Consider the following 26,505-nt stretch of genomic DNA (forward strand, 5'->3'; position numbering starts at 1 on the left):
ACAAAGAAATAAATTACAGAAATAGCAGGGTTTATTTGTTAATAAATTTCAATCCCTATGAGGGAATTGTAAAGGAAATCGTTAGGTATTAAAAAAACTTATTTAAAACAATAATATAGATGTTAATCACATTTTCACTGTTTTCAAAGTGCTTGCCCGTGAAATTTACACATTTCATATACACCTTATGATTGTTAGCGCTGGCGGGCGGTTTGCAGATTTTAGTGGGTGGTCTGGCAGGGGTTGGCACATATCGATGTTGGCGCTAGCTTTACGCGCAAGCGACCCAAAAAAGGGGACGCATCAATGGGAGAAATCACTATGACTAAAATGTTGAGCGGTGCCGCCGTCGCCGCCCTGACTGTTGCATTCGTTACCGAAGCTGCAGCAACAGAATGGAATGCTTCGGTCTGGGGCAAACGCCGGGCCTTTACCGAACATGTCGAGAAACTGGCTGAACTGGTCAGCGAAAAAACCGGTGGCGAATTCACGATCAATGTCAGCTATGGTGGGCTTTCAAAGCCGAAGGAGAATCTGGACGGGATTGAGATCGGTGCATTCGAGATGGCGCAGTTCTGCGCAGGCTATCACCGCGACAAAAATCGGGCGATCACTGTACTTGAACTGCCGTTCCTGGGTGTGAACAATTTGGAAGAAGAGGTGGCCGTCAGCCACGCTGTATATGATCATCCCGCCGTTAAGGATGAGATGGCTCAGTGGAATGCCCGGATCATCATGACGTCGCCAATGCCCCAGTATAATATCGTTGGAACCGGTGATCCGCGCGCAACGCTTGCCGATTTTGACGGCATGCGTGTACGTGCGACCGGCGGGCTGGGTAAGGCGTTTGAGGCCGTTGGCGGTGTTCCAACATCGGTGCCCGCGACCGAGGCGTTTAATGCGATGGAATCCGGTGTTGTTGATACAGTGGCCTTTGCTCAGCACGCACATTTGTCTTTCGGCACCATCAACGAAGCCGACTGGTGGACGGCCAACCTGAACCCCGGCACTGTAAACTGTCCGGTTGTGGTCAATATCGACGCCTACGAAGCGCTGCCTGCAGAACATCGCGAAGCGCTTAACAGTTCTGTCGACGAGGCCATTGCCCATTATCTCGCCAATTACGGCGGTCTGCTGGAGCAGTGGGATGGTGTGTTGACCGAAAAAGGCGTGCAGAAAGTTCAGATCGACGAAGCCGTGCTGGAGGAATTCCGCACCAAGGCTGCTGATCCGATCCGCGAGCAATGGATCGCTGACATGTCCGCGCAGGGTCTGCCTGCGCAGGATCTATATGATCTTGTTCAACTGACGCTGAAACAACAGCGTGGCGGGAACTGATCACGCGTTCCGGGTACCCAGCGCGGTACCCGGACACTGATTCCAATACAGAAAGGGCCAGCGGAATGGCAGGACAGGCGACGGTGCTTGCGGATGATAGCCGTCTGAGCAGGCTGGACCAGCTGCTGTTAAGGGCCGAGCGTACGCTTGCACTGATCAGCGGAATTGCCGTGTTCGGGTTAATGGTGCTGGCAGTTGTCTCGGTGAGCGGGCGCAACGCCTATAACGCGCCATTGCCGGGCTATGTCGATTGGATCGAGCAAGCCATGCCTTTGATTGCGTTTCTAGGTATCTCTTACGTACAACGCGATGGGGGCCATATCCGGATGGATATTGTCATTTCGCGGCTACACGGACGGGCTTTGTGGCTGTTCGAGTTGATTTCGGTCGTTCTCATCCTGGTGCTCATGTTGGCATTGGTCTGGGGCAGCTGGTCCCATTTCGACAGATCATTCGACTTTGGCGCACCTCTGTGGAGCCGGGACAGCTCGATCGACATTGGCATCCCGCTCTGGCCTGCCAAGTTACTGGCACCTATTGCGTTTTCGGTACTTTGCTTGCGGCTTGTGCTGCAAATCTGGGGTTATGGACGGGCCTTTGTGCTGGGCCTACAAAACCCAGTTGCGGTGCCGATGATACAGGACGCTGCTGCGCAGGCTGCCGCTGAAGCCGAACAATTCGAAGGGCAGGACTAGTAAATGGACTCGATTGAGATTGGCCTCTGGGTCACCGGTGGCCTGCTGGTTCTGGTTATCACCGGAATGCGTGTGGCTTTTGCCGCGGCTTTGGCGGGGCTGATCGGTCTGGTTTGGATATTCTGGGCCAAATTCGGATATGATCCTGACCGATTTGGCAAGGCGCTGACCGTTGCGGTAAAAACCGCAGGGCAAGTGCCGCATTCCAAGGTTGCAGCCCATACGCTCAGCCTGATCCCGACCTTTATCCTGATCGGTTACCTTGCCTATTACGCAGGCCTCACGCGCGCGCTGTTCGAGGCGGCCAAGCGCTGGGTGGCCTGGGTTCCGGGTGGGCTTGCGGTCGCAACCGTGTTCGCCACCGCTGGGTTTGCTGCAGTCTCGGGGGCATCGGTCGCGACATCTGCGGTATTTGCCCGGATCGCGATCCCGGAAATGCTGAAGGTCGGGTACAACAAACAATTTGCGGCGGGCGTAGTTGCTGCAGGTGGCACTTTGGCCTCACTGATCCCGCCCTCGGCGATCCTTGTGATTTATGCGATCATCGTGGAACAGGATGTGGGCAAACTGCTGCTCGCCGGGTTCATACCGGGAGCGTTTTCGGCGGTTATCTATGGTCTGCTGATCGTCGGCATCGCCGTTGTGTTCAAAAATGTCGGCCCGCCGGTCACCGGCTTTACTTGGAAACAGCGTTTTGCCGCGCTGCCTGGTGCCCTACCGATTGTTGCGGTGATCCTGATCATCATCTGCTTCGTCTATAACCCGTTTGGTGAAAAAGCCTGGGGCACGCCAACCGAAGGCGGGGCAATCGGTGCCTTTATCGTGTTCTGCTTCGCGCTGTTCCACGGCATGAGATGGGCAGAGTTGAAATCCGCACTGCTTGAGACCGCCAAACTGACCGCGATGATCTTTTCGATCATCTGGGGCGTGCTGATCTATGTCAGGTTCCTGGGTTTCGCCGATTTGCCAAGCGCGTTTTCCGACTGGATCACGTCGCTGACAATGTCACCCATGCTGATCCTGATCTGCATCCTGCTGGCCTATGCGGTGCTCGGCATGTTCATGGATGCCATCGGGATGCTATTGCTGACTCTGCCGGTTGTCTATCCGGCAGTTATGGCGCTGAACGGGGGCGAGGCCGTCACCGCTGCGGAAAGTACGTTTGGGATGTCCGGTCCGATGTGCGCCATCTGGTTTGGTATTTTGGTGGTGAAAATGGCCGAGTTCTGCCTGATCACGCCACCGATCGGTTTGAATTGCTTTGTCGTTGCCGGCGTCCGCCCTGATCTGAGCGTTCAGGACGTGTTCAAGGGCGTGACGCCGTTTTTCATCGCCGACGCCGTGACGATTGCGCTGCTGGTCGCCTTTCCGGGCATCGTTCTGTACCTGCCTTCGCTGGCCGGGTAATTGGCATCTGACGAAGTCAATCTTTGGTGATACCTGCCCCCGGCTGGCGCGTGGGGGCAGGGTATCTCTATTTCGCGCGCATCAGCATTCCGTACAGATCGCGCGGGTCGTCAGGGTCTGCCAGCATGTCCAGGGGTTCGTAGTAATCTGTGCCCCGGACTGCGGACTGGATGTAGCGCAGGGCTGAAAAATCCTCGATCGCGAAACCTACGCTGTCAAACAACGTGATCTGACGATCATCTTTGCGACCCTCGGCCTGTCCCGTCATGACCTGCCACAACTCGGTGACGGGATGATCGTCTTCCAGGGCCTGAATCTCGCCCTCAATACGTGTTTGCTCCGGGTATTCGACGAATATTTCAGAGCGTAGCAGGATATCCCTGTGCAGTTCGGTTTTGCCGGGACAGTCGCCGCCGATCGCGTTGATGTGGACGCCTGGGCCGACCAAGTTATCGGTCAGGATCGTGGCATTTTTCTTGTCCGCCGTGCAGGTCGTGATGATATGCGCGCCTTCGATGGCGTCCTCAGGGGATTTGCATTTCACGACCGAGAGGCCAGAGCCCGCCAAGTTGGCCGCACATTTTTCGGTAGCAGCCGCGTCGGTATCGTACAAGCGAACAGTATCAATCCCGCACATGGCCTTGAAGGCGAGGCACTGAAATTCGGATTGCGCGCCATTCCCGATCATTGCCATGGTCGAGGCCGATTTGGGCGCAAGATAACTGCCGACCAGGGCAGAGGTTGCTGCGGTGCGCAATGCAGTCAGCATGGTCATTTCGGTCAGCAGGGTCGGATAGCCTGTGTAGACGTCTGCCAGCAATCCAAATGCGGTAACGGTCTGTAGGCCCTCGGAGGTGTTCTTGGGGTGGCCGTTGACGTATTTAAACCCATAGGCCTCACCGTCTGAGGTTGGCATCAGTTCAATCACCCCATGTGGCGAGTGGGCAGGGATGCGGGGTGTTTTGTCAAAGCTTTCCCACCGTTTGAAATCAGCTTCGATTTGCGCCGCAATATCGGTGATCATACGTTCGACGCCGATGTGGTGGACCAGTCTCATCATATTGTCGACAGACACAAACGGCACCAGGGCCTTTTCAGATGGTTGCATTAGGGGCTCCTATCGGCGGGACAGGTGGATGCCCGCAATCATGCAGCGCACGGATCCACCGGCAGTTTCAATGGTGGGAATCGAAAGCGGCAGAGGTGTCGCGCTGGCTTCGATTGTAGCGATTTGTTCCGGGGTCAGGGCGGCAAGTGCCCGGCTGGACAGCGCCAGCACGGGACCATTCAGGCCGCTCAGTTCGATGGCGTTGCCAGCAAATTCAGCGATCTGATCATGTGTCAGGTCGATGACCGTGCGACCGGATTCTTCCAGCCTGGCTTTCACTGTCGCGCGGCGTTCGGGGTCCGCGATCATATCAAGACAGATCAGCGCGTATTTGGAGCCGATGCCCATCAGAACATTCGTGTGATAGACATCACGTCCTGCGGCATCATGCGCCTCGAATGCGATGGGCTCATAGTTGAAATGGGTGCAGAAACGCTCCAACAGAACGGGGTCGGCGCGGTTGGATTTGACCGTGTAGGCCACGCGGCCAATGTGGTCCAGAACCATCGCTCCGGTGCCTTCCAGCGCCAGTCTGTCCTGTTCAAGCCCGGAATAATCGATCACGTCCTGAACACGATACTCCTGTTTCAACATTTCTATGACGTCGGCGCGACGTTCGCGCCTGCGCGACGGCACAAACATCGGATAGATTGCCACATGTCCGCCGGGATGGGTCGAGAACCAGTTGTTCGGAAATACGCTGTCTGGTGTGTCAAGGTCTCCGAAATCGTCGAAGACATGAACCTTAATACCCGCATCGCGCAGCAGCGCCACCGCCTGATCATGTTCATCGCGTGCTTGGACAGACGTGGCCGCTGCCGAGCGGTTGGCCAAGGTCTGGAACGCATTGTCGTCGCGTGTCTCGGGGTTCGAAGCAAACGCATGGGGCCGGATCATCACAACGGCTGGTGGGGCTTGTAGAGATTGCATCAGAAGCTCCGGGTGGGGCGGTCAAAGATGCGGCGGCCCAGCAATGAGGCGGCCAGATCCACCATCAATTTTGCAGTGCGGCCGCGTTCGTCCAGAAACGGGTTCAATTCTACCAGATCCAGCGAGCAGACAAGACCGCTTTCGTGCAGCAGTTCCATCACTAGATGAGCCTCGCGTTCGGTCGCGCCACCTGGAACTGTTGTGCCAACTGCAGGAGCAATGGACGGATCAAGGAAATCCACATCCAGCGAAACATGAAGGATGCCATCCGCTGCCCGGACCCGCTCCAGAAAGGCCATCAGCGGTGCTTTGATGCCGTTTTCGTCGATGCTTCGCATATCGGCCAGCATTGCGCGATCCTGTTCCAGCCGAGCCCGTTCGGCTGGGTCGACCGAGCGCAGACCGATCATGCCGACCCGGTCGGTCGGAACTGGCGATGAAACCGGTGGGAAGTCGTCAAATCCGGGCTGTCCGGTGAAATAGGCTACGGGTGTCCCGTGCAGGTTGCCGCTATCGGTGCTCTCGGGTGTGTGGAAATCGCTATGCGCGTCCAGCCAGAGAACGAACAGTGGGCGTTCGATCCGCTCGGCGTGCTGTGCCATGCCCAAAACCGTGCCCATCGAAAGCGCATGATCGCCGCCCATGAAAATTGGCAGGCCTTGTGGGGCGACATCTTGCGCGACACGGCTGAGAGCTTTGGTCCAGCCGACACACTCGGGCAGGGCGAAGAGATGCGAATGTTCGGACATATCCGGAATGTCAGGTGTGACATCGCCGAGATCCCGTAGGTGAAGACCGAGATCGGAAAGAGCTGATTGAAGCCCCGCAACCCGATAGGCATCGGGGCCCATCCGGCAGCCCTGTCGACGCTTGCCCGAATCCATCGGGGCGCCAACCAGAATTACGTTGTTTGTATCCATATGGAATACTACTCCGGCAATGTGGCTTGCGGATAGGGATCAAAATGCTCAAAATGGAACCGCAAGTGACATAACGGAAGTATTGAATGGACGATTTGGATGGCAAGCTTCTCAGCGCTCTGCATCGGGATGCCCGTGCTTCACTCTCGGAACTGGCTGAAACACTGGGAGTCACACGCACAACAGTGCGCAGCCGTCTGCAACGTTTGAAGCAATCCGGTGAGATTGTAGGTTTTACGGTTCTGACACGGCAGGATGTGGCGCAAAGCCCGGTCAGAGGGTTGATGATGCTGGAAATCGAAGGGCGCGGCACCGAGCGCACCATGGCCCAAATTGCCGCCATGCCACAGGTGCGGGCTGTCCATTCGACAAATGGCGGTTGGGACTTGATTGCCGAGATTGGGACCGAGACCCTGGCCGAACTGGATGAAATCCTGTTTCGCATCCGCAGGATCGAAGGGATTACGCGATCCGAAACCAACTTGCTTCTTTCTACTCGGAAAGGCCGCGTCTGATTGCTGTAGTGCTTTGAGCAGCAAGGAATATGTGTAAAAGTTGCGATGCGTTCGCCACCCGCGCAAAGGCAGCTGCAAACCTGAAACAGGGAAATCACATGACTGATCAGGATACAGGCAAAGAACTCTGGGCCATCAGACTTGCCGAAAGAGTATCCGGTTTTCTGGAACGACCCCTGGTCAGAACCGCCATTCCCGTAATCGTCATGCTGGTCGCCCTGACCGTGCTGCATGAACTGTCTGCACATGTGAAATGGTCATCCGTTCAGACGGATGTGGCGAACACCTCTTGGACGCTGTTGTTCATCGCCTTGTGCTGGACCGCTTTTAGCTTTGTTTCCCTGTCTTTATACGACGTCTTTGCAGTCCAGAGCGTTGCCGACGGTGAGGTCCCTTTGCCGGTTGCGGGCATGGCCGGGGCCTGTGGTTATGCGGTGTCAAATTGCCTTGGGTTTTCCTACATCACGGGCACGGCGATCCGGTATCGGATCTACGCATCTTTGGGGCTGGATCTGGGGCGTGTCGCTGGGGTTATTGCGACCTCGTGGATCGCTTTCTGGTCCGGCATGACCTTGCTGTTAGGGGCTTTGCTGACCTTTCATCCCGACGGGATATCGAAGGTTTTGCCAATCAGCGATACGGTCGAGACGGTCATAGGATTGGGCCTTTTGATCGCTCTGGCAACGCTGTTCATCTGGCTGTCGAAAGGCGGGCGCAGGCTGGCCTATGGCGGGGTTGGATTTAACCTTCCCGGCGGCAAACTGGCCGGGTTGCTGACGCTGGCGGCCTTGGGCGATGTGTTTGGTGCGTCGATGGTTCTGTATGTGCTGCTGCCGACAGACCTTGGGATCGGCTACCCCTATTTCTTCACCATCTTTATTGGCGCGATTGCGGTCGGTATCCTCAGCCATGCGCCGGGTGGAATTGGCGCCTTCGAGGCGACTATGATCGCGGGACTTGGCGCGTCAGGCCGGTCGGATGTCATTGCCGCGCTGCTGCTGTACCGCCTGGTCTATACGTTTCTTCCCTTCCTCATCGCCACGCTTTCAATCGCTGTGGCATCAGCGCTGAGCCACCGGCGACATATTACTGGTGCAGCCACTTGGGTTTATCGAGTGATCCGTCCGATCGTGCCCATGGTGGCCGCAGGCGTGGCCGCAGTGGCCGGTGTGATACTTCTGGTCTCCGGCGCGTTGCCTGCAAGCAGCGGTAACCTGGGTGTGCTGCGGGATTTCCTACCCCTGTCCTTTGTCGAAGCGTCCCACTTGGCCGGAAGTGCGGTAGGGGTCTTGCTGATCCTTGTGTCACGGGGGCTGTTTCGCAAGCTTTACCGGGCTTGGGTTGTGGCCATGCTGTTGATGCTGGCCGGTTTTGTCGCTTCGCTGACCAAAGGGCTGGATACGCACGAAGCGCTCAGCATGGTGGGTAGCATCGTTCTGCTGGCCATGTTCCGGGATGCTTTCTATCGGGTTAGCGGCGCTTCGATCTTCAGGTTGAACATACCTTGGCTGGTCAGCGTTCTTGCATTGCTTGCGGTGATCTTTTGGGTGGGTCTGTTTGCTTATTCCCATGTCGAATATCAAAATGCCCTGTGGTGGGAGTTTGCCTGGAACGGCGACGCCTCGCGGTTCCTACGATCCAGCCTTGTGGTTGCGGTCATCCTTGGGGTGGTTGCCGTTAGCTCTCTGTTCGGGCGCGAGATTCCTGTTCCAGCCCGCACAGAAATCCCCGAAGTAGTCGAACGTCTGGTGATGGAAAGCGAAGACACAGAATCCCAGATTTCCCTGACCGGGGACAAGCAGTTCCTGATCGCGCCGGATGAAACCGCTTTTCTGGCTTATGCCGATACCGGCAACGCACTGGTCACCAAAGGTGAGCCAGTAGGGGATGAAACCGCCGGTAAACAGCTGATATGGCAGCTGCGCGAGATGGCGGACCGTGAGGGTAAACTTTGTGCCTTCTACAGCGTTTCCACCAAATACCTGCCGACCTTTCTAGACCTTGGCCTGTCGATCCTGAAAATTGGCGAAGTAGCGCGGGTGCCGCTGAAAGATTTTTCGCTGGACGGAAAATCCCGCAAGCGGTTCCGTCAGGCCAAGAACCGGGCCGAACGCGAAGGGTATGTTTTCGAGATTATTCCAAAACAGGAACTAACCCTGATCCTGCCCGAGTTGCGCAAGATTTCGGATGACTGGCTGGCGCAAAAGGCTGGGGCCGAGAAAGGTTTTGCGCTTGGCGGATTTGATGAAACCTATCTGTCCTATTTCGACCACGCGGTGCTGCGGAATGGCGAAACAGGTGAGATCGTCGCGTTTGCTAACCTGTTTCAGGGCGGGCAAAAATCAGAACTGTCGCTGGATCTGATGCGGTATGAACCAGATAGCCCAAGTTTTGTTATGGATGCGCTGTTTGCCGAGATGATGTCATGGGGCGCCGAGCAGGGGTTCCACTGGTTCTCGCTGGGGGCGGCACCGTTTTCCGGGATCGAAAACCGGCAACTGGCATCACTGTGGAACCGCATTGGCGGCTTTGTCTATGAACATGGCGAACAGTTTTATCACTTCGAGGGGCTGCGCTCGTTCAAGCAGAAATTCGAACCAGAATGGAGCCCGAACTATTTGGCCAGCCCCGGAGGACTGGCCGCGCCGCGTATTCTCTACGAGGTCAACATTCTGATTTCGGGCGGCTTGCGCGGTCTGACGAAATAGCGCTCAGTTCAGGCTGGCTTGGATCGGAGCCTGTTGCAGCAGGTCTCCCCAATCGGTGCGATAGGCCATTTCGGCCAGCACGGTTTCCGGCAGGAACTCCTGATTTTGCCGGATTTGCCAACCACCGCCTAAACCTTTGTAGACTGCAACCAGATTGCTCGAGACCTGCTGGCGGGCTTCGATCAGATTGGCCTGTGATCGCAGCAATGCGGTTTGCGTGTTCAGAACGCGGGAATAGCTGGCGATGCCATCCCGGTATTGGTTCACCGCGATCTCGGCAGCTTTGCGCGATGCGGTGACGCTGTTTTGGTAGAATGTCACTTGTTTGCGTGATTGCGCATAGGCGACCATGGCGCTTTCAACCTCGGAATAGGCGGTCAGGACGGTGTTTTGATAGTTCGCAATCAAGGCCTGATAAGCTGCGTCCTGGGCGCGGACATTATTCTTGATCCGCCCATAATTTAGCACATTCCAGACCACTCCGGCACTGGCCAGCCCAGTATTGCTGGCGGATGAAAACAGGTCCTGACTGCCCGAGGCCTGCAGGCCGATCGAACCGGACAGGATGAACTGGGGATACAGGTCAGCAATCGCGATCCCAACTTGCGCAGACTGTGTGGCAGCGGCCAGTTCTGCGGCGCGTACATCCGGGCGTCGGCGCAGCAATTCCGCTGGTACTCCAACGGCGACGTTGGATCGGGCCGAAGGGATACGACCGGAATTACCCAGCAACCCGGCCATGCGCGAGGGTGTTGTTCCCAGTAAAACAGCCAAAGCATTCTTGGTCTGCTGAAGATCGCTTTCAATCTCCGGCACCAGCGCCATGGTATTGTTCAGCAGGGCGGTGGCCTCTTGCACATCCAGTTCAGTGGTGACGCCGTTGTTGAAACGCAGTTGCGTCAGATCAACCGATTCCTGTTGCAGCTTGATATTCTCTCGTGCCACGAACAGGGTTTCTTGCAGCGCGCGGAAGCTTACATATAACGCTGCTACATCGCCGGTCAGCGTGACCAAAGCGTCATCGTAATTAGCGACCTGAAGTGCCAGATTGGATCGTGCGGCCTGCACACCCCGGCGTTGCTGCCCCCACACATCCAGTTCCCATTGGGCGTCGAAGCCAACCTGCGAGGTCGAGAATTCAGTATCCAGAGGGATGATCCGATTGATATCGGAAATCGGTCCGATATTGTCGCTGATCTGGCGCCGCTCGATCGAACCTCCGATGGCCTGCGATTGGGGGTAAAGCTCACCAAAGGCAATCCCAAGCTGTGCGCGGGCCTGCAATACGCGCGCACCGGCCACCTGTAGCGCCAGGTTCTGGGCATAGGCTTCGGCGATCAACCGGTTCAAAGTGGCGTCGTTGAAGGTCTCCCACCATTTTGCCACAGGGGCACTACGCGAGGTGAGGCCGCTGGGACCGACTGAGGGGTTGTTTACCTCGATCCATTCCTTCACGACCGGAGAGTTCGGTCGCACAAAATCAGGACCGACAGGTGCGCATCCCACCAGCAGCGCGGCACACAGGGCTGTGCCCATCAAACTGCGGTTTAGCCTGGCCCGTGTCATACAGCGTGTCCTTAAATGTCCAGTGGTCGGATGAAGTTTGCGAAGGAATAGAGGCGGATATTGATGCGCCGCAGGAACTCAAAGCTTTTGCCCTGGCCGGTATAGATTGCCACCGCGGCATGTCCACCGGCGGGAAAGACGTGGCCATCTGGAATTTCGACCGAAATCTGCACGGCAATATGTCCAGGAATTTTTGGCAGTTCAAATCCGGGCAGGCGGCCTGATGGCAGATATTGACCCTGGCGGGTTGCCCACCAGATTGCCTCGACTTTGCCGGTCAGGATTTCTCCGGGATATAAGTCCAGCGCGACCTCAACCTGTTGCCCGGGTTTCACAAATTTCAGGTTCTGCTGCCGGTAAGTGGCGAGAATATAGGGGTTTTCCTTGGTCACAAAGCTGGCGATTGCGCCCAATCGGATGTCACCGACAACCAGACCCGGGCGTGCCTGTTGTGAAACGATCATACCATCTTCGGGCGCGTAGATCGTAGTATTGTCCAGAAAGTACCGGGCCTTTTCCAACTGAGCCTGAGCTTGAACGATTCCGGTATTGACCCCGTCGATCTGCGAATCCAGCGCCAGCTTTGCCTTTTCCAGATTGGCTTCGGCCTCTTTTATCTTGGCCTGATCTTCCGTGACCTGCTCGTTCCAGCGATCCAGCTCATCCTCTCGGGCACCACCCGCAGGGACAAGGTTTTCATACCGTGCCTGCTGGGTCAGTGCATATGCCAGTTGCGCGTTTGCTCGCTCGACGGCTTCACCCGCGACGATCACATCCTGTTCCAGAATTTTGGCGTTCTGCTGGGCTGCAACCAACTGTGCGGATGCCTCTTCGAATTCAAGCGCAAAGACGGTGTCGTCGAACCGATACAGCGGATCCCCTTTCTTCACCTCTGTATTCGGCTCGACCAGAACCTCGGAAAGGATGGTTGGTTCAGTCAGGCGCGGTACGATCTGTATGGTTGAGCGGACCACGTGGCTGTCGATCGAAAATGGCTGGAAGAACCGCAGCGCAACCATAAAGATCAATAACAGATGAGCACCCACCCAGAAGGAAACGATGCCCCAGGCGATACTAAACTTAAGCCATTGTAGTTTGAAGAAGATCAGCCAGACAAAAATGATGTAGAAAAGCGTAATGCCAAGAGCGACAAACATATTGTGGGACTTCCTTTAGCCTTAGCTTTTTTGTGTTTCGTCCGGGTCCAGTGGATCGCGATATTCTTCGGTCAGATCACCGCCTAACCGTTTGATATCCTTCCGTATCGCATCGCGTTCATCATCAGGCATACGGCGGATATCGACAGTGGCTGCATCGTGGAAAGCCCACATAAAGGCGTGAATCCAGGGAACGACAGCCAGAAACCCCATCCAGCCCATGATCTTGACTGCCTCAGCATGCGGATGGTTGCGTTTGATTGCGATGCGGCCGGGCAGTCCCATTATGAACAGAAACAGCGCCATTACAGCGGCCAGCAGCAGTATAAGTGCGATAAATGTCAGATAGTCATAATAGCCTAGCGGCTGCCCCAGTAGTCCCATTCCGATGCCTCCATGAGGGAAGGTTTATCCATCCTCAGTTGTTGGTGTCCAGTTCGTCAATCAATTTGTAGCTTGTCGGCGGGTCAGCGCAGATACCTGGGCCACATTCCAACAAGGTCGACCCCGCATTCAGCGCGGCCAGCCCTAGCATCACAAAGAACGCGGTTTTGGCCAGCGTATTGCCCCCGAACCGTGGTTGATCGTCGGTTGTGTCCTGATATTGATGGTCGAAAAGCAGCATGATTGCCGTGCCCAGAAGGATCAGAAAAAAGCAGATCGCGGCCCATGTGTAGTAGTGATACCCAAAAACAGGCGAACCATAGTGGCCGGTACCCGGTACGATATGCAGCAAGATCTGGCGAACGGAAACGCTGATCCCAAACAGTGCCGCAAGCAACATCAACGCATAATGCTGCGGCCGGGCTCCGTATAGCAGGTTCAGGCCCAAACCAACGCCCACCGCTACGAACCCGACCCGTTGCAATAAGCAAAGCGGGCAGGGCAGTTCGTTCAGCGCCAGCTGGTATCCGAAGGCCAGTACAAGAACGAGGCTGACCGCCAGGGTTCCCAACGCGTTCAGGGTGCGGGAAAGCTCGGGTGTCATTGTGGCCTCCTACAGCTGAATGGTCAGTTGGCTGGTGGCATGAAACTTCAGCCAATAAACACTTAGGGCCATAGTGATGAAGAACACAACATTGGCCGCTTTGGTTTTTCTATAATAATTCAGCCCCATAGTAGCTGTGAGTAACGCAAATAAAAGCGCGATCATGGCCCGGATCTCCCCCTTGCCGTGCACTGATTGCAATATGTTGCGATACTGTCAGGGCCGGTCGCCTATGACAAGAACCACGTTTGGAATTACGCGTTTAATGCGAATCTCCGGTGGTTCGGCCGCTGTATACGACCCGCGTTCCCCATTCCTTACATTTACGTGCAAGCCCACTTGGAAGAAGTTGATCTGTAAAGAAAACGTCAACTTCGGACATCGAGGCAATACGGGCAGGGGCCGAGCGCTGAAATTTCGAATGATCGGCAACCAGAAAGCTGTGTCTGGCCTGTGCAATGATAGTCTGGCTGACACGGACCTCCTGGAAATCGAAATCCAGAAGATCACCATCGGCGTCCAGTGCGGAACACCCGATTACCGCATAATCGAACTTGAATTGTTCAATCGTTGAATTGGTCAGGTTGCCGATCAGACCACCGTCCGACCGGCGCAGAACACCACCGGCGACGACGATCTGGCAGTTCGTGTTTTCCACCAGGATACGCGCGACATTCATGTTATTTGTCACCACCATAAGATCTTTGTGGTTTAGCAACTGATGCGCGACAGCCTCGGTCGATGTACCGATGTTCAAAAAAAGCGATGCACCATCCGGTATGTTGGCAGCGCAAACCTGTGCGATACGGGTCTTGATTTCAGCATTCAGGGCGCGCCGGTCCTCGTAACCGATATTCGAAACGCCGGATCGCAGGACCGCGCCGCCATGAACCCGGTCCAGCTTGCCCAGTTCCGCAAGCTCGGAAAGATCGCGCCGGATCGTTTGGACCGTGACACCAAACTGCAACGCCAGATCCTCGACCATGACGCGACCATTCTGCTTGGCGATTTCTATGATGTCTGACTGGCGGAACGAAAGAGACAAGGGAAGCTCCGGTTATTGGGTTCTTTCGTTTTTGTTCCTTTTTTCGCAATATTGCAACCGGAAGAAATCAAACATCGTTTGGACAACAGCAAAAAATCGCTATTCTTGTTCGTTACGCGAAAAAAAACGAAAATCCACATTGACGAACCGAGTATCGAACGGGTTAATTGCCGCACGTTTTCAGCAAAAGGACTGACCTGCAAATGGCACAGCAGACTGGCCAGGTTACTGACCTATTCATCATAGGTGGCGGTATTAACGGTTGCGGGATCGCGCGTGATGCGGCCGGGCGGGGATTGTCGGTGACATTGGCCGAGATGAACGACTTGGCATCGGCCACGTCCTCGGCCTCGACCAAATTGTTCCACGGCGGCCTACGGTATCTGGAATATTTTGAGTTCAGGTTGGTCCGCGAGGCGCTGATTGAGCGGGAAACGCTGCTGCGGGCAATGCCTCATATCAGTTGGCCGATGCGCTTTGTGCTTCCCTACCACGATGGGATGCGATTTGACTCGGACACTCCGACCTCACGGCTGCTGAGTACAGTGATGCCTTGGATGCGTGGTCGTCGTCCAGCCTGGCTGATCCGTCTTGGCCTGTTCATGTACGATCACCTTGGAGGGCGGAAAATTCTACCCGGGACCTCTGCGCTGAATTTGCGTTCCGCGCCTGAAGGTGTCCCGCTGCAAAATAGGTTTGAGACCGCGTATGAGTATTCCGACTGCTGGATCGAAGATTCCCGTCTGGTTGTTCTGAATGCCCGTGATGCCGAGGCCCGTGGCGCCGATATTCTGGTTCGGACCGAAGTTCTTTCAGCCGAGCGGGTGGATGATGTTTGGCATGTGACGATCCGCGATAACCAAAATGACGAAACCCGTATCGTCCTGGCGAAGATGTTGATCAATGCCGGTGGGCCCTGGGTTGGCGATATCATCCAGGAAAAAATCCACGTGAACTCGCGCGAGGGGGTTCGGTTGGTCCGCGGCAGCCATATCGTAACCCACAGGTTATTCAACCATGACAAATGCTATTTCTTTCAGGGCGAAGACGGGCGCATCATCTTTGCCATTCCCTATGAGAGAGATTTCACCCTTATTGGAACAACTGATCAGGATCACCCAGACCCATCGGTTCCTCCAGTCTGTACCGAGTCTGAACAGGAATATCTGTGTGCGTTTGCGTCAAAATATTTTGAGCAGCCTGTGACCCGCGAAGACATCGTCTGGACCTATTCCGGTGTGCGCCCTCTGTATGACGATGGGGCCAGCAGCGCAACGGCCGCGACCAGAGACTATACTCTGAAGGTCAATGGGCTTGGCGGTGCTCCGGTTTTGAATGTTTTCGGCGGCAAGATTACGACCTATCGCAGATTGGCCGAAAGTGCGCTTGAGAAAATCGCTGAGTACTTCCCGGATTTGCCCGGTCCATGGACCGCTGGAGTTTCTTTGCCGGGTGGCGATTTCCCCGTTAGCGCAGTGCAAGACCTTATTGCCGGTCTGGAATTCGACTATGCTTTTTTGAATCGCACATGGGCGGAACGGCTGGTGCGCGCCTATGGAACCGAGGCGCGCGCTATTCTGGCCGATGCAAAGACCGCTGAGGATCTGGGGGAAGAGTTCGGGGCGACGCTGACCGAACGCGAAATGGAATGGCTGGTCACCAAGGAATATGTGCGCTGCGCTGAAGATGCCATCTGGCGCAGAAACAAGCTGGGCCTAAGGCTTGATGCCGATCAGATCGCTGCCATCCAGCGCTGGATCGAAAAGCGCCTGGCCCATTAAAGAAAAGCCCCGCGTTATCGGCGGGGCTTTTTTTTGATTTATGCGGCTTCTTCCGAAGGGTCGGGGTCGTTCTTTGTCCCTTTGAGCCATTCCCTCAGCCCCTGCATCAGGGCGTAAAGTACCGGCACAAGGATAACGCCAACCAGAGTCGCCGCCAGCATTCCGCCAAAGACGGCGACACCGATGGCCTTCTGGCTAGCCGCTCCCGCGCCGTTCGCGGCAAGCAACGGTACAACACCCAACAGGAAGGAGAGGGCGGTCATCATCACCGCGCGGAAACGTTGATGGGCGGCTTCGGCTGCAGCATCTTTGATCGAAAGGCCATTGGCACGCTGTTCCATTGCGAATTCAACGATGAGGATACCGTTCTTCGACGCAAGCCCCACCAGCATGATCATCCCGATCTGCGTGTACAGGTTTATGTCGCTGCCCACGATGGCCACCGCCGCAACCGCCCCGAATAGGGCAACAATAACCGATAGAAGAATGGACACCGGCATCGACCAGCTTTCGTATTGCCCCACCAGGAACAAATAGGCGAACAGGACAGCAAGCCCGAGGATAATGATCACAAGGCTGCCGGATGCAAGCTGCTGTTGCGCGGTACCTGTCCATTCAAACGCGTATCCCGAGGGTAGGGCGTTGGCGGATTCTTCTGTCATCACAGTGATAGCGTCGCCACTGGACAGCCCTGGCGCAGGTACAGCTGTAACAGTTGCCGAACGGAACAGGTTATGCCGTTTTAACAGGACTGGCCCCAACACGTTTTCCACGTCGATCAACGTACCCAATGGAACCATATCGCCCTTGGTCGAGCGCACATACAGGTTCGAAATATCTTCGACCTTGTTCCGATAGCTCCCCTCGGCCTGAATCATCACGCGGTAGACGCGGCCGAACAGGTTGAAATCGTTCACATAGTACGAGCCTAGCTGGGCTTGCATCGTCTGGAAAATCTCAGCAACAGACACTTCCAGGGTTTTCGCTTTCTCACGGTCCAGATCGACAAATAGCTGAGGAACATTGGCCCGGAATGTTGTATAGGCCTGACCAATCTCGGGTCGCTGGTTTGCAGCATAGACGAAGGACCCAACGGCCGAGGCCAGATCCTGAGGCGTACCGCCCCCGACTTGCTGAACCTCCATTTCCACACCGGCTGACATGCCGAGGCCCTGAATCGGTGGCGGGTTGAAGGCCACGATCGAAGCTGCGGATTCGCCATTTGCAATCGCCAGAACCTTGCCCAGAATGGCATCGGCAGACAGGTCGGGATCTTGCCGCTCGTCCCAGTTGTCGAGGTTCACAAAAACGGTCGCTCCATTTGTGGTTGTGCCGTTCAGCAGCGAAAACCCGTTGATCAGAACCGTACTGGCGACCCCCGAGATATCGCGGATTTGGTCGTCGACCCGACCTGCGATAGTCTCGGTTCGTTCCAGTGTTGCCGCATCTGGCAACTGGATGTCCACAAAGAGATAGCCGTTGTCTTCAAGCGGAATAAAACCGCTTGATGTGTTCGACATGATCGTCCCTGTACCCATGGCCAGAACAACGATGACGCCCAGTCCGGCGACTGGCAGAATTAACAGTTTTCGGACAATGACAACATAACCGTCACGCAGCGTTCCGATGAAACGCTCAAACAGGGCCAGAATACCCTTGGGCGGACCCGAGCGCGCGCGCAGAACCAGTCCGCAAAGCGCCGGAGACAAGGTCAAAGCGTTGATTGAAGAAATCACGACCGCAGTCGAGATGGTGACTGCAAACTGAGAATACAGTCGCCCCGAGATGCCAGGCATAAAGGTTACGGGCACAAAAACGGCCAGCAGAACCAGTGTGGTTGCGATGACGGGTCCGGTGATTTGGCCCATCGCTTTCCGTGTCGCCTCAGGCGGGGACAACCCTTCGTCGGCGATAATGCGTTCAACGTTTTCAACCACCACGATGGCATCATCGACCACGATCCCGATGGCCAGTACAAGCGCGAACAAAGAAATCGTGTTCAGGGACATCCCAAACGCCAGCAGGAACGCGAACGTCCCGATCAGCGAAACAGGAATAGCAACCGCCGGAATGATCGTGGCACGCCAACTGCCCAAAAAGACAAATACGACCGAAATCACTAAAACGAACGTCAGCATCAGGGTGGAAACCACGTCGTTCAGAGATTGTTCCACGAAGTCGGTCGTGTTGAACGGAACCTGATATTCAACATCTGTTGGGAACGAACGCGACAGCCGGTCTAATTCGGCCTGAACACGATCTGAAACAGCCAACGCATTGGCACCGGGGGCTTGATAGATACCGATAACCGTTGCGGGTTCTGCCTGGAAATAACCCGAAGCCGAATAGAACTGCGCTCCAAGTTCGGTTCTGGCAATGTCCCTTATGCGTACGATTGCCCCTGCATCACCAGTACGGATGACAATATTGCCAAATTCAGCGGCCGAGGTCAGCCGGCCCTTGGTCTTGATCGTATATTGAAATGTCTGTCCCTCAGGGACCGGCGGCGAGCCTATCGAACCGGCAGACACTTCGATATTCTGTTCTCGGATAGCGTTTATGACATCACCCGGTGAAATCGACAGGGCGGTCATCTTGTCGGGATCCATCCAGATCCGCATTGCATATTCAAGGTTAGTCAGAACGTCGGCTTTACCAACACCCTGTACCCGCGCCAACGCATCTTTCAGGTTGATCGAAGCGTAGTTCGACAAGAATACACTGTCATAGGTGCTTTTGGGTGAGGTCAGCGTGACCAGCATCAGCATATTGGTCGATGCCTTCTGCGTAACGACACCCGAAGAAGTCACCTCTGACGGAAGCGAAGACATGGCCTGCGCAACGCGGTTCTGCACGTTGACGGATGCAATGTCAGGATCGGTGCCGACTTCGAAGGTAATATTCAACGAATACGATCCGTTATCCGAAGAGGTGGACGTCATGTAGATCATGTCATCCACGCCGTTGACCTGCGCCTCGATCGGCGCGGCGACAGTGTTCTCGACCGTTTCGGCATTGGCACCGGTATAGGTGGCGGAAACGCTGACGACCGGTGGCGTAATATCAGGAAACTGGGCGACCGGCAGAACCATATAGCCGATCCCGCCCATGATCGTCAGGACAAGCGAAATAACTAGGGCCAGCTTGGGCCGGCTGATGAACAGGGATGAGAACATCTGTTACTCTCCCGGCTGCTCGGATGCGGTGACAGCATCCACTGCCACACCCGGGCGCACGCGCTGGAGGCCCTCGACGATCACGCTTTCCCCTTCGCGCAGGCCGTCTAGAACGATCACAGCAGTTCCGACATTGTCGCCGGTGGTGATATAGCGCTGTTCGACCATTTGCTTATCGTTAACGACCAGAACGAAATCACCGCGCTGATCACGTGACAAGGCCGCCTGCGGGATCAGAACCTGCAAGGTCGGCTCCAGGGCTTCGATATGAACGCTCAGGAACTGACCATCGAGGATCAGCCGGTCGGCATTTGTGAATTCGGCCCGCATTGCAATCGTTCCAGTTAGCGGGTCGATATGGTTGTCAACGAAAACAATCGAACCTGTTTCGCCCAAGTCCGATCCATTGGGCAGCGTTACATGCACATTCGGGCTTTTGGGGCTTTCGGCCAAAGACGATGCATTCTCGCCATATTGTTCAAGAACCGAGGTAAACTGTTTTTCGTTCAACGAGAAATTCACATACACTGGTGCCTCGCTGACGATATTCACCAATGGTGGGTTGTTCGGGCCAACAACGTCCCCGACGCTGATAGCGACCCGCCCGATACGGCCGGTGAACGGTGCGTGGACCTTAGTATAGCTCAGATCAAGTTCAGCCTGTTGGATCGCGGCTTTCGCGGCTTTGACTTCGGCAATGGCCACAAGTTCGTTGGCACGGGCGATATCCCGTTCGCTTTCCGGAGTGGCATCGCGTTTGTAAAGTTCTTCCTTCCGGGCCAGGTCAACTTTGGCGAGCTCAAGATTTGCTTCGGCACGGTCCAGATCGGCATTCCGTGCATCTAGTGTCGCCTGATACAGGTCCGGCTCGATCGTGAACATAAGGTCGCCTTCATTCACCATCGCGCCGTCTTCAACATTCTGACTGTCCAGAAAACCGCTGACCCGGGCGACGATATCGGCCTTGTTCAGCGCCTCAGCTCGACCGATGAAAGTCGCCTCGTCCGTGATTTCTTGCGTGTAGGCCGCTGCGATGGACACTTTGGGCGGTGGGGCGTCACTTTTATCCTGCGCGGCAGCTGGCACCACCAACCCACACAGGGCCAAAGCTGCGGCATACCAAACGGATTTGGCTATGGGGTCATTCGGTCGAAAGCTGAAAAGTGTTGATGCAAGGATCATGGCAGAAGCCCCATTGAAACAAAAACTGGACACAACTCGAGTCGCCGCCAGCGGTCCGAGTCGCCTAAACTCTTTGTGAGGATGGCTGGTTTTGGTAGGTTTCTCAAGCGTGTTAGCCCGTAAGGCAATCGCTTACCCAAGGATATTTTTCTGTAGGGCGGCAGGTTTACGCAAATCGGCCAGGGTTAGTTTCCTGATCTGGCAAGGGCGATTCCGGCAATCTGGATCAAACGCAAAATGAAAAAGGGGGCTGTTAAGCCCCCTGTATTTTTTCCCGGTCGGGTGTCTTAGGTGCGGATACCAGCGAAACGCCTCTGCCAGTCTTCGCGCTGTTCGTCCGTTATCTTGGCGAACAGCACTTCGGGAACGGCAAAGTCATGGCCTGGGGGCAGGGCGGACAGGGCCGCCGCAACATCGTCAGGCCAGCCGGTATCCAGCGTGTTCATCGCGCTCAGCATACGGGCGGTGGTTTCGGGAATGAACGGCGCACTGAGCACGGCATAGAGCCGGATCAAGTTCAGACCCAGACGCACCTGTACCGCGGCCTGTTCGGGATCTTCCTTGAAGGTCGACCAGGGTGCCGCGGATTGAAGATACTCGTTCCCGGCAACCCAGATGGCGCGCAATTCCTGGGCGGATTTGCGAACTTCCATTGCCTCCATGAACCCTTCATAGGCGCGGACGCGGCGGGTCAGCTCTTCGATCAGGGCCTGCTCGCGGTCGCCATAGGTGCCGCCTTGGGGCACCGCCTCGCCGAATTTTGAGCGGCAGAACTTGGTGATCCGGCTGACGAAGTTGCCCAACACATCGGCCAGATCCTTGTTCACCGATTGCTGGAAGTTCTCCCAGGTGAATTCGCTATCGCTGCTTTCGGGCGCATGGCTCAGCAGCCACCAGCGCCAGTAATCGGCAGGCAGGATGTCCAGCGCCTGATCCATGAACACGCCGCGACCTTGGCTGGTCGAGAACTGGCCGCCGTCATAGTTCAGGTAGTTGAAGGATTTCAGATGGTCGACCATCTTCCACGGCTCACCCGAACCTAGAATGGTCGCCGGGAAGGACAGGGTATGGAAAGGCACGTTGTCCTTACCCATGAATTGAACATAGCGCACGTCATCGGCACCTTTGTCAGTGCGCCACCAGCGCTCCCACTCGGCATCCGGCTTGCCGGTCGCATCAGCCCATTCCTTGGCGCAGGCGATGTATTCGACCGGCGCGTCGAACCAGACGTAAAAGACCTTGCCTTCCATACCCGGCCAGTCCTGATCGCCTTTCTTGACCGGCACGCCCCAGTCCAGATCGCGGGTAATGCCACGGTCTTGCAGGCCGTCACCGTCATGCAGCCATTTCTTGGCGATCGAGGTGGTCAGGATCGGCCAATCGGTCTTGGAGTCGATCCAGGCGTCCAGCTGATCCTTCATCGCGGATTGGCGCAAATACAGGTGCTTGGTTTCGCGCACCTCAAGGTCGGTCGAACCGGAAATGGCCGAGCGCGGCTCGATCAGGTCAGTTGGGTCCAATTGCTTGGTGCAGTTTTCGCACTGATCACCACGCGCCCGGTCATAGCCGCAGTTGGGGCAGGTGCCTTCGATATAGCGATCCGGCAGAAACCGTCCATCGGCGTGGGAATAGACCTGCTTCTCGCTCACTTCGCGGATCAGCCCGGCATCTTCCAGCTTGCCCGCGAAATGCTGGGTCAACGCTTTGTTCTGGGCGCTGGACGAGCGGCCAAAGTGATCAAAGCTCAGGCCAAAGCGCTGTGCGATATCGGCCTGCACACCATGCATCTCGGCACAGTAATCAGCGACCGGCTTGCCTGCCTTGGCGGCGGCCAGTTCGGCCGGGGTGCCGTGTTCGTCGGTGGCGCAGAGAAACATGACCTCATTCCCCCGGCCGCGCTGATACCGCGCATATAGGTCGGCGGGCAGTTGCGAGCCGATCAGATTGCCGAGGTGCTTGATCCCGTTGATGTAGGGGATCGCCGAGGTGATGAGAATCCGAGCCATGTTCCGTTTCCGCGTATGTAACTGCAGGCTCGTCTATCTTATGTCACAGCCCAGCAAAAGCCCGGCTTTTGCCCGGATGCCACTTTCCGGCCCCAGGCACCGAAAAAACCCCAAAGAACGGATTTCCCGACTGCCGCTGTGTCACCATGTTAATTACCCATAGGTTGAAATATAGAATCACAACCTCTTGAAACTTTGTCATGACTCCCCATATTTGCTGCATACCATAGTATACAATTACGGAGACAGCCCACTGATGCTCAGTTTTCTACTCGAGGGTGCATTTGTGCCCTTTACCATTGCGATTGCGCTGTTGTTTGGCCTTTTGGGGCTGGAACTGGTGGCGCTGTTGCTGGGTGGAAGCCTGATGGCGGGTGAGGGCGAGGTTGACCTTGATGTGGTTGACGCTCCGGAATTGGACATTGGTGATTTCGAACTTGATCTGGACGCGGATGTCGATCTGGGTGAGTTCGAGCTGGCCGAGGTTGCGGCGGAAACGCCGGTTGTGACCTCGGACGGTCCTGCAAGCTGGCTGGGCTTTGGCAAAGTGCCTTTCATGATCTGGCTGGTGGTTTTGCTGGCTGGTTTCGGCCTGTCGGGCATCGGTCTGCAACTGGGCCTGCGTGATGTGATGGGCTTTGATCTGCCCTCATGGATGGCTGCGATCCCGGCCGGGGCCTTTGGCATCTGGTTTGCGCGTGGCTTTAGCGCGGTCTTTGCCCGCTTGCTGCCGAAAACCGAGACCGAGGCTATGTCCGAACGGATGCTGGCCCGCCGTCGCGGTTTCATCTCGCAAGGGACAGCATCGCGTGGCCGCCCGGCCGAAGTGCGGGTCATGGATCGCTTTGGCAATGCGCATTACCTGCGCGCTGAGCCCCTGCAGGACAAGGATACGCTGGAACAAGGCACCGAAGTGCTTGTCCTGCGCGACCGACGGCAAGACCGGTTCGTTCTGGTCGGCTTGTCAAACTAACCAATTCTACAACCCCAAATCGGAGGATTTTGCATGGAACTTACATTCCTAGCCGTCACAGTTGTGACCATTTTAGCGGTCGTTATGTTCATTGGCCTTGTACTGGCCCGACTGTACCGCCGCGCAACCCGCGAGGTGAGCCTGGTGAAAACCGGTGCTGGCGGTAAGAAAGTCATCATGGATGGTGGCGTCATCGTCGTGCCGCTTTTGCACGAGGTCAGCCCCGTCAACATGAAGACCCTGCGTCTTGAGGTGCAGCGCAGCGCCGAGGCTGCTTTGATCACCAAAGACCGGATGCGTGTTGACGTGGGGGTCGAGTTCTATGTCTCGGTCATGGCCACGGAAGAGGGCATCGCACGCGCGGCCCAAACCCTGGGCGCCCGTACATTCGATGTCGAACAGCTGCGTGAGATGATCGAAGGCAAGCTGATCGACGGTCTGCGTGCCGTGGCTGCGCAGATGACCATGGACGGTCTGCATGAAAACCGCGCTGACTTTGTGCAAGAGGTGCAGAATGCGGTGTCCGAAGACCTTCTGAAAAACGGCCTGTCGCTGGAATCGGTCTCGCTGACCGCGCTGGATCAGACACCGTTCGAAGCGCTGGATGAAAACAACGCCTTTAACGCCGTGGGTATGCGCAAGCTGGCCGAGGTGATTGCGACCTCGAAAAAAGAGCGCGCGCAGATTGATGCGGATGCCGAGGTGGAAGTGCGCCGTGCTGCGATGGAAGCTCAGCGTCAGAAGCTGTTGATCGACAAGGACGAAGAGCAGGCGCGCATCGAACAGACGCAACAGATCGAAACCCTGCGCGTGGCGCAAGAGGCTGAGATCGCCGCGCGGACCGAGGATTCGGTGCGTGAAACCGAACGTGCCCGGATTGCGCGCGAGGAAGCAATTCGAGCGGCTGACATTGAGCGCGAGCGTAAAATCCGCGAGGCCGAGATCTCGAAAGAGCGCGAGCTGGAGGTTGCCGAGCAAGAGCGTCAGATCATCATCGCGCAGAAATCCGAAGAGGAAAGCCGCGCCCGTGCGTCTGCCGATCTGGCCCGCGCTGAGGCGACCAAAGCGACCGAAGCGGTGGCAACCGCCCGTCAGGTGGCCGAGGCCGAGCGTCAGAAGCAGATCGTTCTGATCGAAGCGACGCGTGAGGCGGAACGTCAGGCCACAGCCATCCGTCTGGCCGCCCAGGCCGAGAAAGAGGCCGCCGCTGACCGTGCTGAGGCGCGCCGCGAAGAGGCGCAAGCCGAAGCGGATGCGCTGAACATCCGCGCCGAGGCCAAGAAGAACGACATGCTGGCCGAAGCGGAAGGTAAGCGCGCGATTGTCGAGGCTGACAATGCCCTGTCCGTTGATCAGATCCGTCTGAAGGTTGATCTGGCCCGGATTGAGGCGATGCCGACGATCATTGCGGAAATGGTCAAGCCCGCGGAGAAGATCGACTCGATCAAGATCCATCAGGTTGGCGGGATCGGTGCCGCCGGTGGTGGCGGAGGCGCCAATGGCGACAAGCCGGTGGTGAACCAGGCGCTGGATTCGATCATGGGCATGGCCGTTCAGATGCCCGCGTTGAAAAAGCTGGGCGAAGAGCTGGGCCTGTCGATGGAAAACGGGGTCGGGGGCATCGTCAACGGCGCGCTAGAGCCCACTGTTAAACCAGCCGATGAGGCAGAAGTGGTTGATCAGAAACCACGAACCGAACACTAAAAGAATGGGCCGGGAATTTCCCGGCCCTTTTTACTGCTTCTCGCGCGACCGTTTCAACAGGCGCCCGATAGTAAAAGAAGTTCGTGGCGAATAGACATAGTTGGTGCGCTCTTCGGGGGTCGGACGTGAGCGCATCCGCGCCAGCCCAAAGATGATCAGGAAGACGTGGCCAAGTGCCACAAAGGCGAAAAGCGCTCCGGGCCCGAAGGACTGAATAAGTGTGGATGACAGATAGGGAGACGCAATCGCTCCGAGCGCATACCAGAACATCAGGGCGGCCGACAGCTCGACCCTTTGTTCGGTTGTCGCAAAGTCGTTGGCATGCGCAGACGAGACCGAGAATATTGGGAAGGTCGTAAAGCCGAACAAACTTGCAGACAACATAACACCAACGGTACCGGTGTTACTGGCGGCCATGGTTACGCCACAGCTTAGGACTGCGGCAACCGAAAGCCAGATCAAGACCCAGCGCCTGTCATATTTATCGGCCAGCCATCCCATCGGATATTGCGCCAACGCGCCGCCCAGCACGAAAGACGCCAGGAAAAACGCGATCTGATCGACGCCAAGTCCGACCTCTTGCCCGTAAACAGGGCCGACCATCCGAAAGGACGCCGAGCTTAACGCGGCAACCACCACCCCGGCCACCGCCAGAGGAGAGCTGTTCCAGGCCAGTTTCGGGCGCAGCCGCGGGGCGTCGGGCGTTTCGGGCTGGCTGGCGCGCGTCAGGGTCAGTGGCAACAGGGCAGCGCAGCACAGGATCGCCAGCAAGTTATACGAGACATATGATGCTGGTGGCAGAACTGCGATGATCAGCTGGGCGCAGAGGGACGCGCCCATATCGACGATGCGATAGGTGCCCATGGCGCGCCCGCGCGTCTCATTCGTGACTTTTGCGTTCAGCCAGGCCTCGATCACTGTGTAGCACCCGGCGACACAGGCGCCTGACGCGATCCGAAGGGCCGCCCAGATATAAGCGTTGTCCGTCAGGGTGTGCCCCAGCAACCCCATTGCGCCCAAAGCTGTGCAAACGGCAAATGCCCGCGAATGGCCGACGCTTCCCATCAGGCGCGGGGCCCACCAGCATCCCACAAAGAAGCCAACGAAATGGGCCGAGCCCAACAGACCAATTTGCCCGGTGGTGAAATTCAGGGTCAGGCCGGAAATCGCATCCAGCGGGCCAACGCCACCGGTGGACAGTTGAAGCAGAATGACGGAAAGAAATAGGGCGGCAAAGGAAATGATCGTGCGCATGATGGGCTCAGATTGCGATATTTCCAGCGCGGTGCGCGCGGCTTATCGACTT

21 protein-coding genes are annotated in these 26,505 nt (G+C 56.5%); 8 read left to right on the forward strand and 13 right to left on the reverse strand.

The genetic code is table 11. The features are described 5' to 3' along the window. The first annotated feature begins 321 nt into the window (after positions 1-321). The 3 genes from dctP (at position 322) to AC2FFB_RS00985 (ending at position 3,440) form a co-directional block, all read left to right on the forward strand. Entirely contained in the window at positions 322-1,338 is a 1,017-nt protein-coding gene (dctP, locus tag AC2FFB_RS00975) for a TRAP transporter substrate-binding protein DctP (protein WP_496874386.1), read from the forward strand. Positions 1,339-1,403: 65 nt separating this feature from the next. Beyond that, positions 1,404-2,033 carry a TRAP transporter small permease subunit gene (locus tag AC2FFB_RS00980; RefSeq protein ID WP_142634321.1) on the forward strand — a complete coding sequence of 210 codons (630 nt, stop codon included), beginning with the start codon at positions 1,404-1,406 and terminating at the stop codon, positions 2,031-2,033. A gap of 3 nt (positions 2,034-2,036) precedes the next feature. Continuing rightward, a complete protein-coding gene (locus tag AC2FFB_RS00985; RefSeq protein ID WP_142634319.1) occupies positions 2,037-3,440 on the forward strand; it encodes a TRAP transporter large permease in 1,404 nt (467 codons plus the stop codon). Positions 3,441-3,507: 67 nt separating this feature from the next. Here AC2FFB_RS00985 and ocd read toward each other — a convergent pair whose 3' ends face one another. The 3 genes from ocd to rocF are packed head-to-tail and all read right to left on the reverse strand — an operon-like array spanning position 3,508 to position 6,398. Beyond that, positions 3,508-4,548, reverse strand: coding sequence for an ornithine cyclodeaminase (gene ocd / locus AC2FFB_RS00990; protein ID WP_142634317.1), 1,041 nt, complete (start codon positions 4,546-4,548; stop codon positions 3,508-3,510). A gap of 9 nt (positions 4,549-4,557) precedes the next feature. Next, complete coding sequence (gene ctlX / locus AC2FFB_RS00995; protein ID WP_271946611.1) at positions 4,558-5,478, reverse strand: citrulline utilization hydrolase CtlX; 921 nt, start codon at positions 5,476-5,478, stop codon at positions 4,558-4,560. After that, the gene (gene rocF / locus AC2FFB_RS01000; protein WP_496687679.1) at positions 5,478-6,398 is read right to left on the reverse strand and encodes an arginase; all 921 of its coding nucleotides are present in this window, start codon (positions 6,396-6,398) and stop codon (positions 5,478-5,480) included. Before rocF ends, ctlX begins: the two co-directional genes overlap by 1 nt. Before the next feature lie 86 nt (positions 6,399-6,484). Between rocF and AC2FFB_RS01005 the strand changes: the two genes are divergently transcribed. Together AC2FFB_RS01005 and mprF are read left to right on the forward strand one after the other, a co-directional pair. Beyond that, positions 6,485-6,913, forward strand: a complete 429-nt coding sequence (locus tag AC2FFB_RS01005) for an Lrp/AsnC family transcriptional regulator (RefSeq protein WP_142634311.1) — start codon at positions 6,485-6,487, stop codon at positions 6,911-6,913. 98 nt (positions 6,914-7,011) lie between these two features. Next, positions 7,012-9,621 carry a bifunctional lysylphosphatidylglycerol flippase/synthetase MprF gene (gene mprF / locus AC2FFB_RS01010; protein ID WP_496714421.1) on the forward strand — a complete coding sequence of 870 codons (2,610 nt, stop codon included), beginning with the start codon at positions 7,012-7,014 and terminating at the stop codon, positions 9,619-9,621. Positions 9,622-9,624: 3 nt separating this feature from the next. Here the strand turns inward: mprF and AC2FFB_RS01015 are convergent, their stop codons facing one another. The 6 genes from AC2FFB_RS01015 to AC2FFB_RS01040 all read right to left on the reverse strand — a co-directional run bounded on the left by AC2FFB_RS01015 (position 9,625) and on the right by AC2FFB_RS01040 (position 14,377). After that, on the reverse strand, positions 9,625-11,187 hold the full coding sequence (locus AC2FFB_RS01015; protein ID WP_281994738.1) for an efflux transporter outer membrane subunit: 1,563 nt from the start codon (positions 11,185-11,187) through the stop codon (positions 9,625-9,627). Positions 11,188-11,198: 11 nt separating this feature from the next. Continuing rightward, positions 11,199-12,344, reverse strand: coding sequence for an HlyD family secretion protein (locus tag AC2FFB_RS01020; RefSeq protein WP_281994737.1), 1,146 nt, complete (start codon positions 12,342-12,344; stop codon positions 11,199-11,201). Between the two features lie 21 nt (positions 12,345-12,365). Further along, entirely contained in the window at positions 12,366-12,728 is a 363-nt protein-coding gene (locus AC2FFB_RS01025; protein ID WP_142634304.1) for a DUF3302 domain-containing protein, read from the reverse strand. A gap of 34 nt (positions 12,729-12,762) precedes the next feature. Beyond that, the gene (locus AC2FFB_RS01030; protein WP_496687687.1) at positions 12,763-13,332 is read right to left on the reverse strand and encodes a disulfide bond formation protein B; all 570 of its coding nucleotides are present in this window, start codon (positions 13,330-13,332) and stop codon (positions 12,763-12,765) included. A 9-nt stretch (positions 13,333-13,341) separates the two neighbouring features. Further along, positions 13,342-13,497 (reverse strand): DUF5993 family protein, encoded by a 156-nt coding sequence (locus tag AC2FFB_RS01035; RefSeq protein WP_271946630.1) that lies wholly within the window; start codon positions 13,495-13,497, stop codon positions 13,342-13,344. A 97-nt stretch (positions 13,498-13,594) separates the two neighbouring features. Beyond that, positions 13,595-14,377 carry a DeoR/GlpR family DNA-binding transcription regulator gene (locus tag AC2FFB_RS01040; protein WP_496687690.1) on the reverse strand — a complete coding sequence of 261 codons (783 nt, stop codon included), beginning with the start codon at positions 14,375-14,377 and terminating at the stop codon, positions 13,595-13,597. A gap of 203 nt (positions 14,378-14,580) precedes the next feature. Here AC2FFB_RS01040 and glpD point away from each other — a divergent pair, with 203 nt between their 5' ends. Beyond that, entirely contained in the window at positions 14,581-16,158 is a 1,578-nt protein-coding gene (gene glpD, locus AC2FFB_RS01045) for a glycerol-3-phosphate dehydrogenase (RefSeq protein WP_271946636.1), read from the forward strand. Positions 16,159-16,196: 38 nt separating this feature from the next. On the opposite strand, the gene AC2FFB_RS01050 is transcribed toward glpD, so the two are convergent. The 3 genes from AC2FFB_RS01050 to metG all read right to left on the reverse strand — a co-directional run bounded on the left by AC2FFB_RS01050 (position 16,197) and on the right by metG (position 22,522). After that, complete coding sequence (locus tag AC2FFB_RS01050) at positions 16,197-19,334, reverse strand: efflux RND transporter permease subunit (RefSeq protein WP_142634295.1); 3,138 nt, start codon at positions 19,332-19,334, stop codon at positions 16,197-16,199. 3 nt (positions 19,335-19,337) lie between these two features. Further along, positions 19,338-20,516, reverse strand: a complete 1,179-nt coding sequence (locus AC2FFB_RS01055; protein WP_142634293.1) for an efflux RND transporter periplasmic adaptor subunit — start codon at positions 20,514-20,516, stop codon at positions 19,338-19,340. Positions 20,517-20,803: 287 nt separating this feature from the next. After that, positions 20,804-22,522 carry a methionine--tRNA ligase gene (metG, locus tag AC2FFB_RS01060; RefSeq protein WP_496874387.1) on the reverse strand — a complete coding sequence of 573 codons (1,719 nt, stop codon included), beginning with the start codon at positions 22,520-22,522 and terminating at the stop codon, positions 20,804-20,806. 256 nt (positions 22,523-22,778) lie between these two features. Here metG and AC2FFB_RS01065 point away from each other — a divergent pair, with 256 nt between their 5' ends. Beyond that, positions 22,779-23,495, forward strand: coding sequence for an OB-fold-containig protein (locus AC2FFB_RS01065; protein WP_496874388.1), 717 nt, complete (start codon positions 22,779-22,781; stop codon positions 23,493-23,495). Positions 23,496-23,528: 33 nt separating this feature from the next. Continuing rightward, the gene (locus tag AC2FFB_RS01070; protein ID WP_496874389.1) at positions 23,529-25,199 is read left to right on the forward strand and encodes a flotillin family protein; all 1,671 of its coding nucleotides are present in this window, start codon (positions 23,529-23,531) and stop codon (positions 25,197-25,199) included. 30 nt (positions 25,200-25,229) lie between these two features. Here AC2FFB_RS01070 and AC2FFB_RS01075 read toward each other — a convergent pair whose 3' ends face one another. Continuing rightward, positions 25,230-26,453 carry an MFS transporter gene (locus AC2FFB_RS01075; RefSeq protein ID WP_496677779.1) on the reverse strand — a complete coding sequence of 408 codons (1,224 nt, stop codon included), beginning with the start codon at positions 26,451-26,453 and terminating at the stop codon, positions 25,230-25,232. Between the last annotated feature and the right edge of the window lie 52 nt (positions 26,454-26,505).

It is taken from the genome of Ruegeria sp. YTSA219 (genome assembly GCF_059609985.1).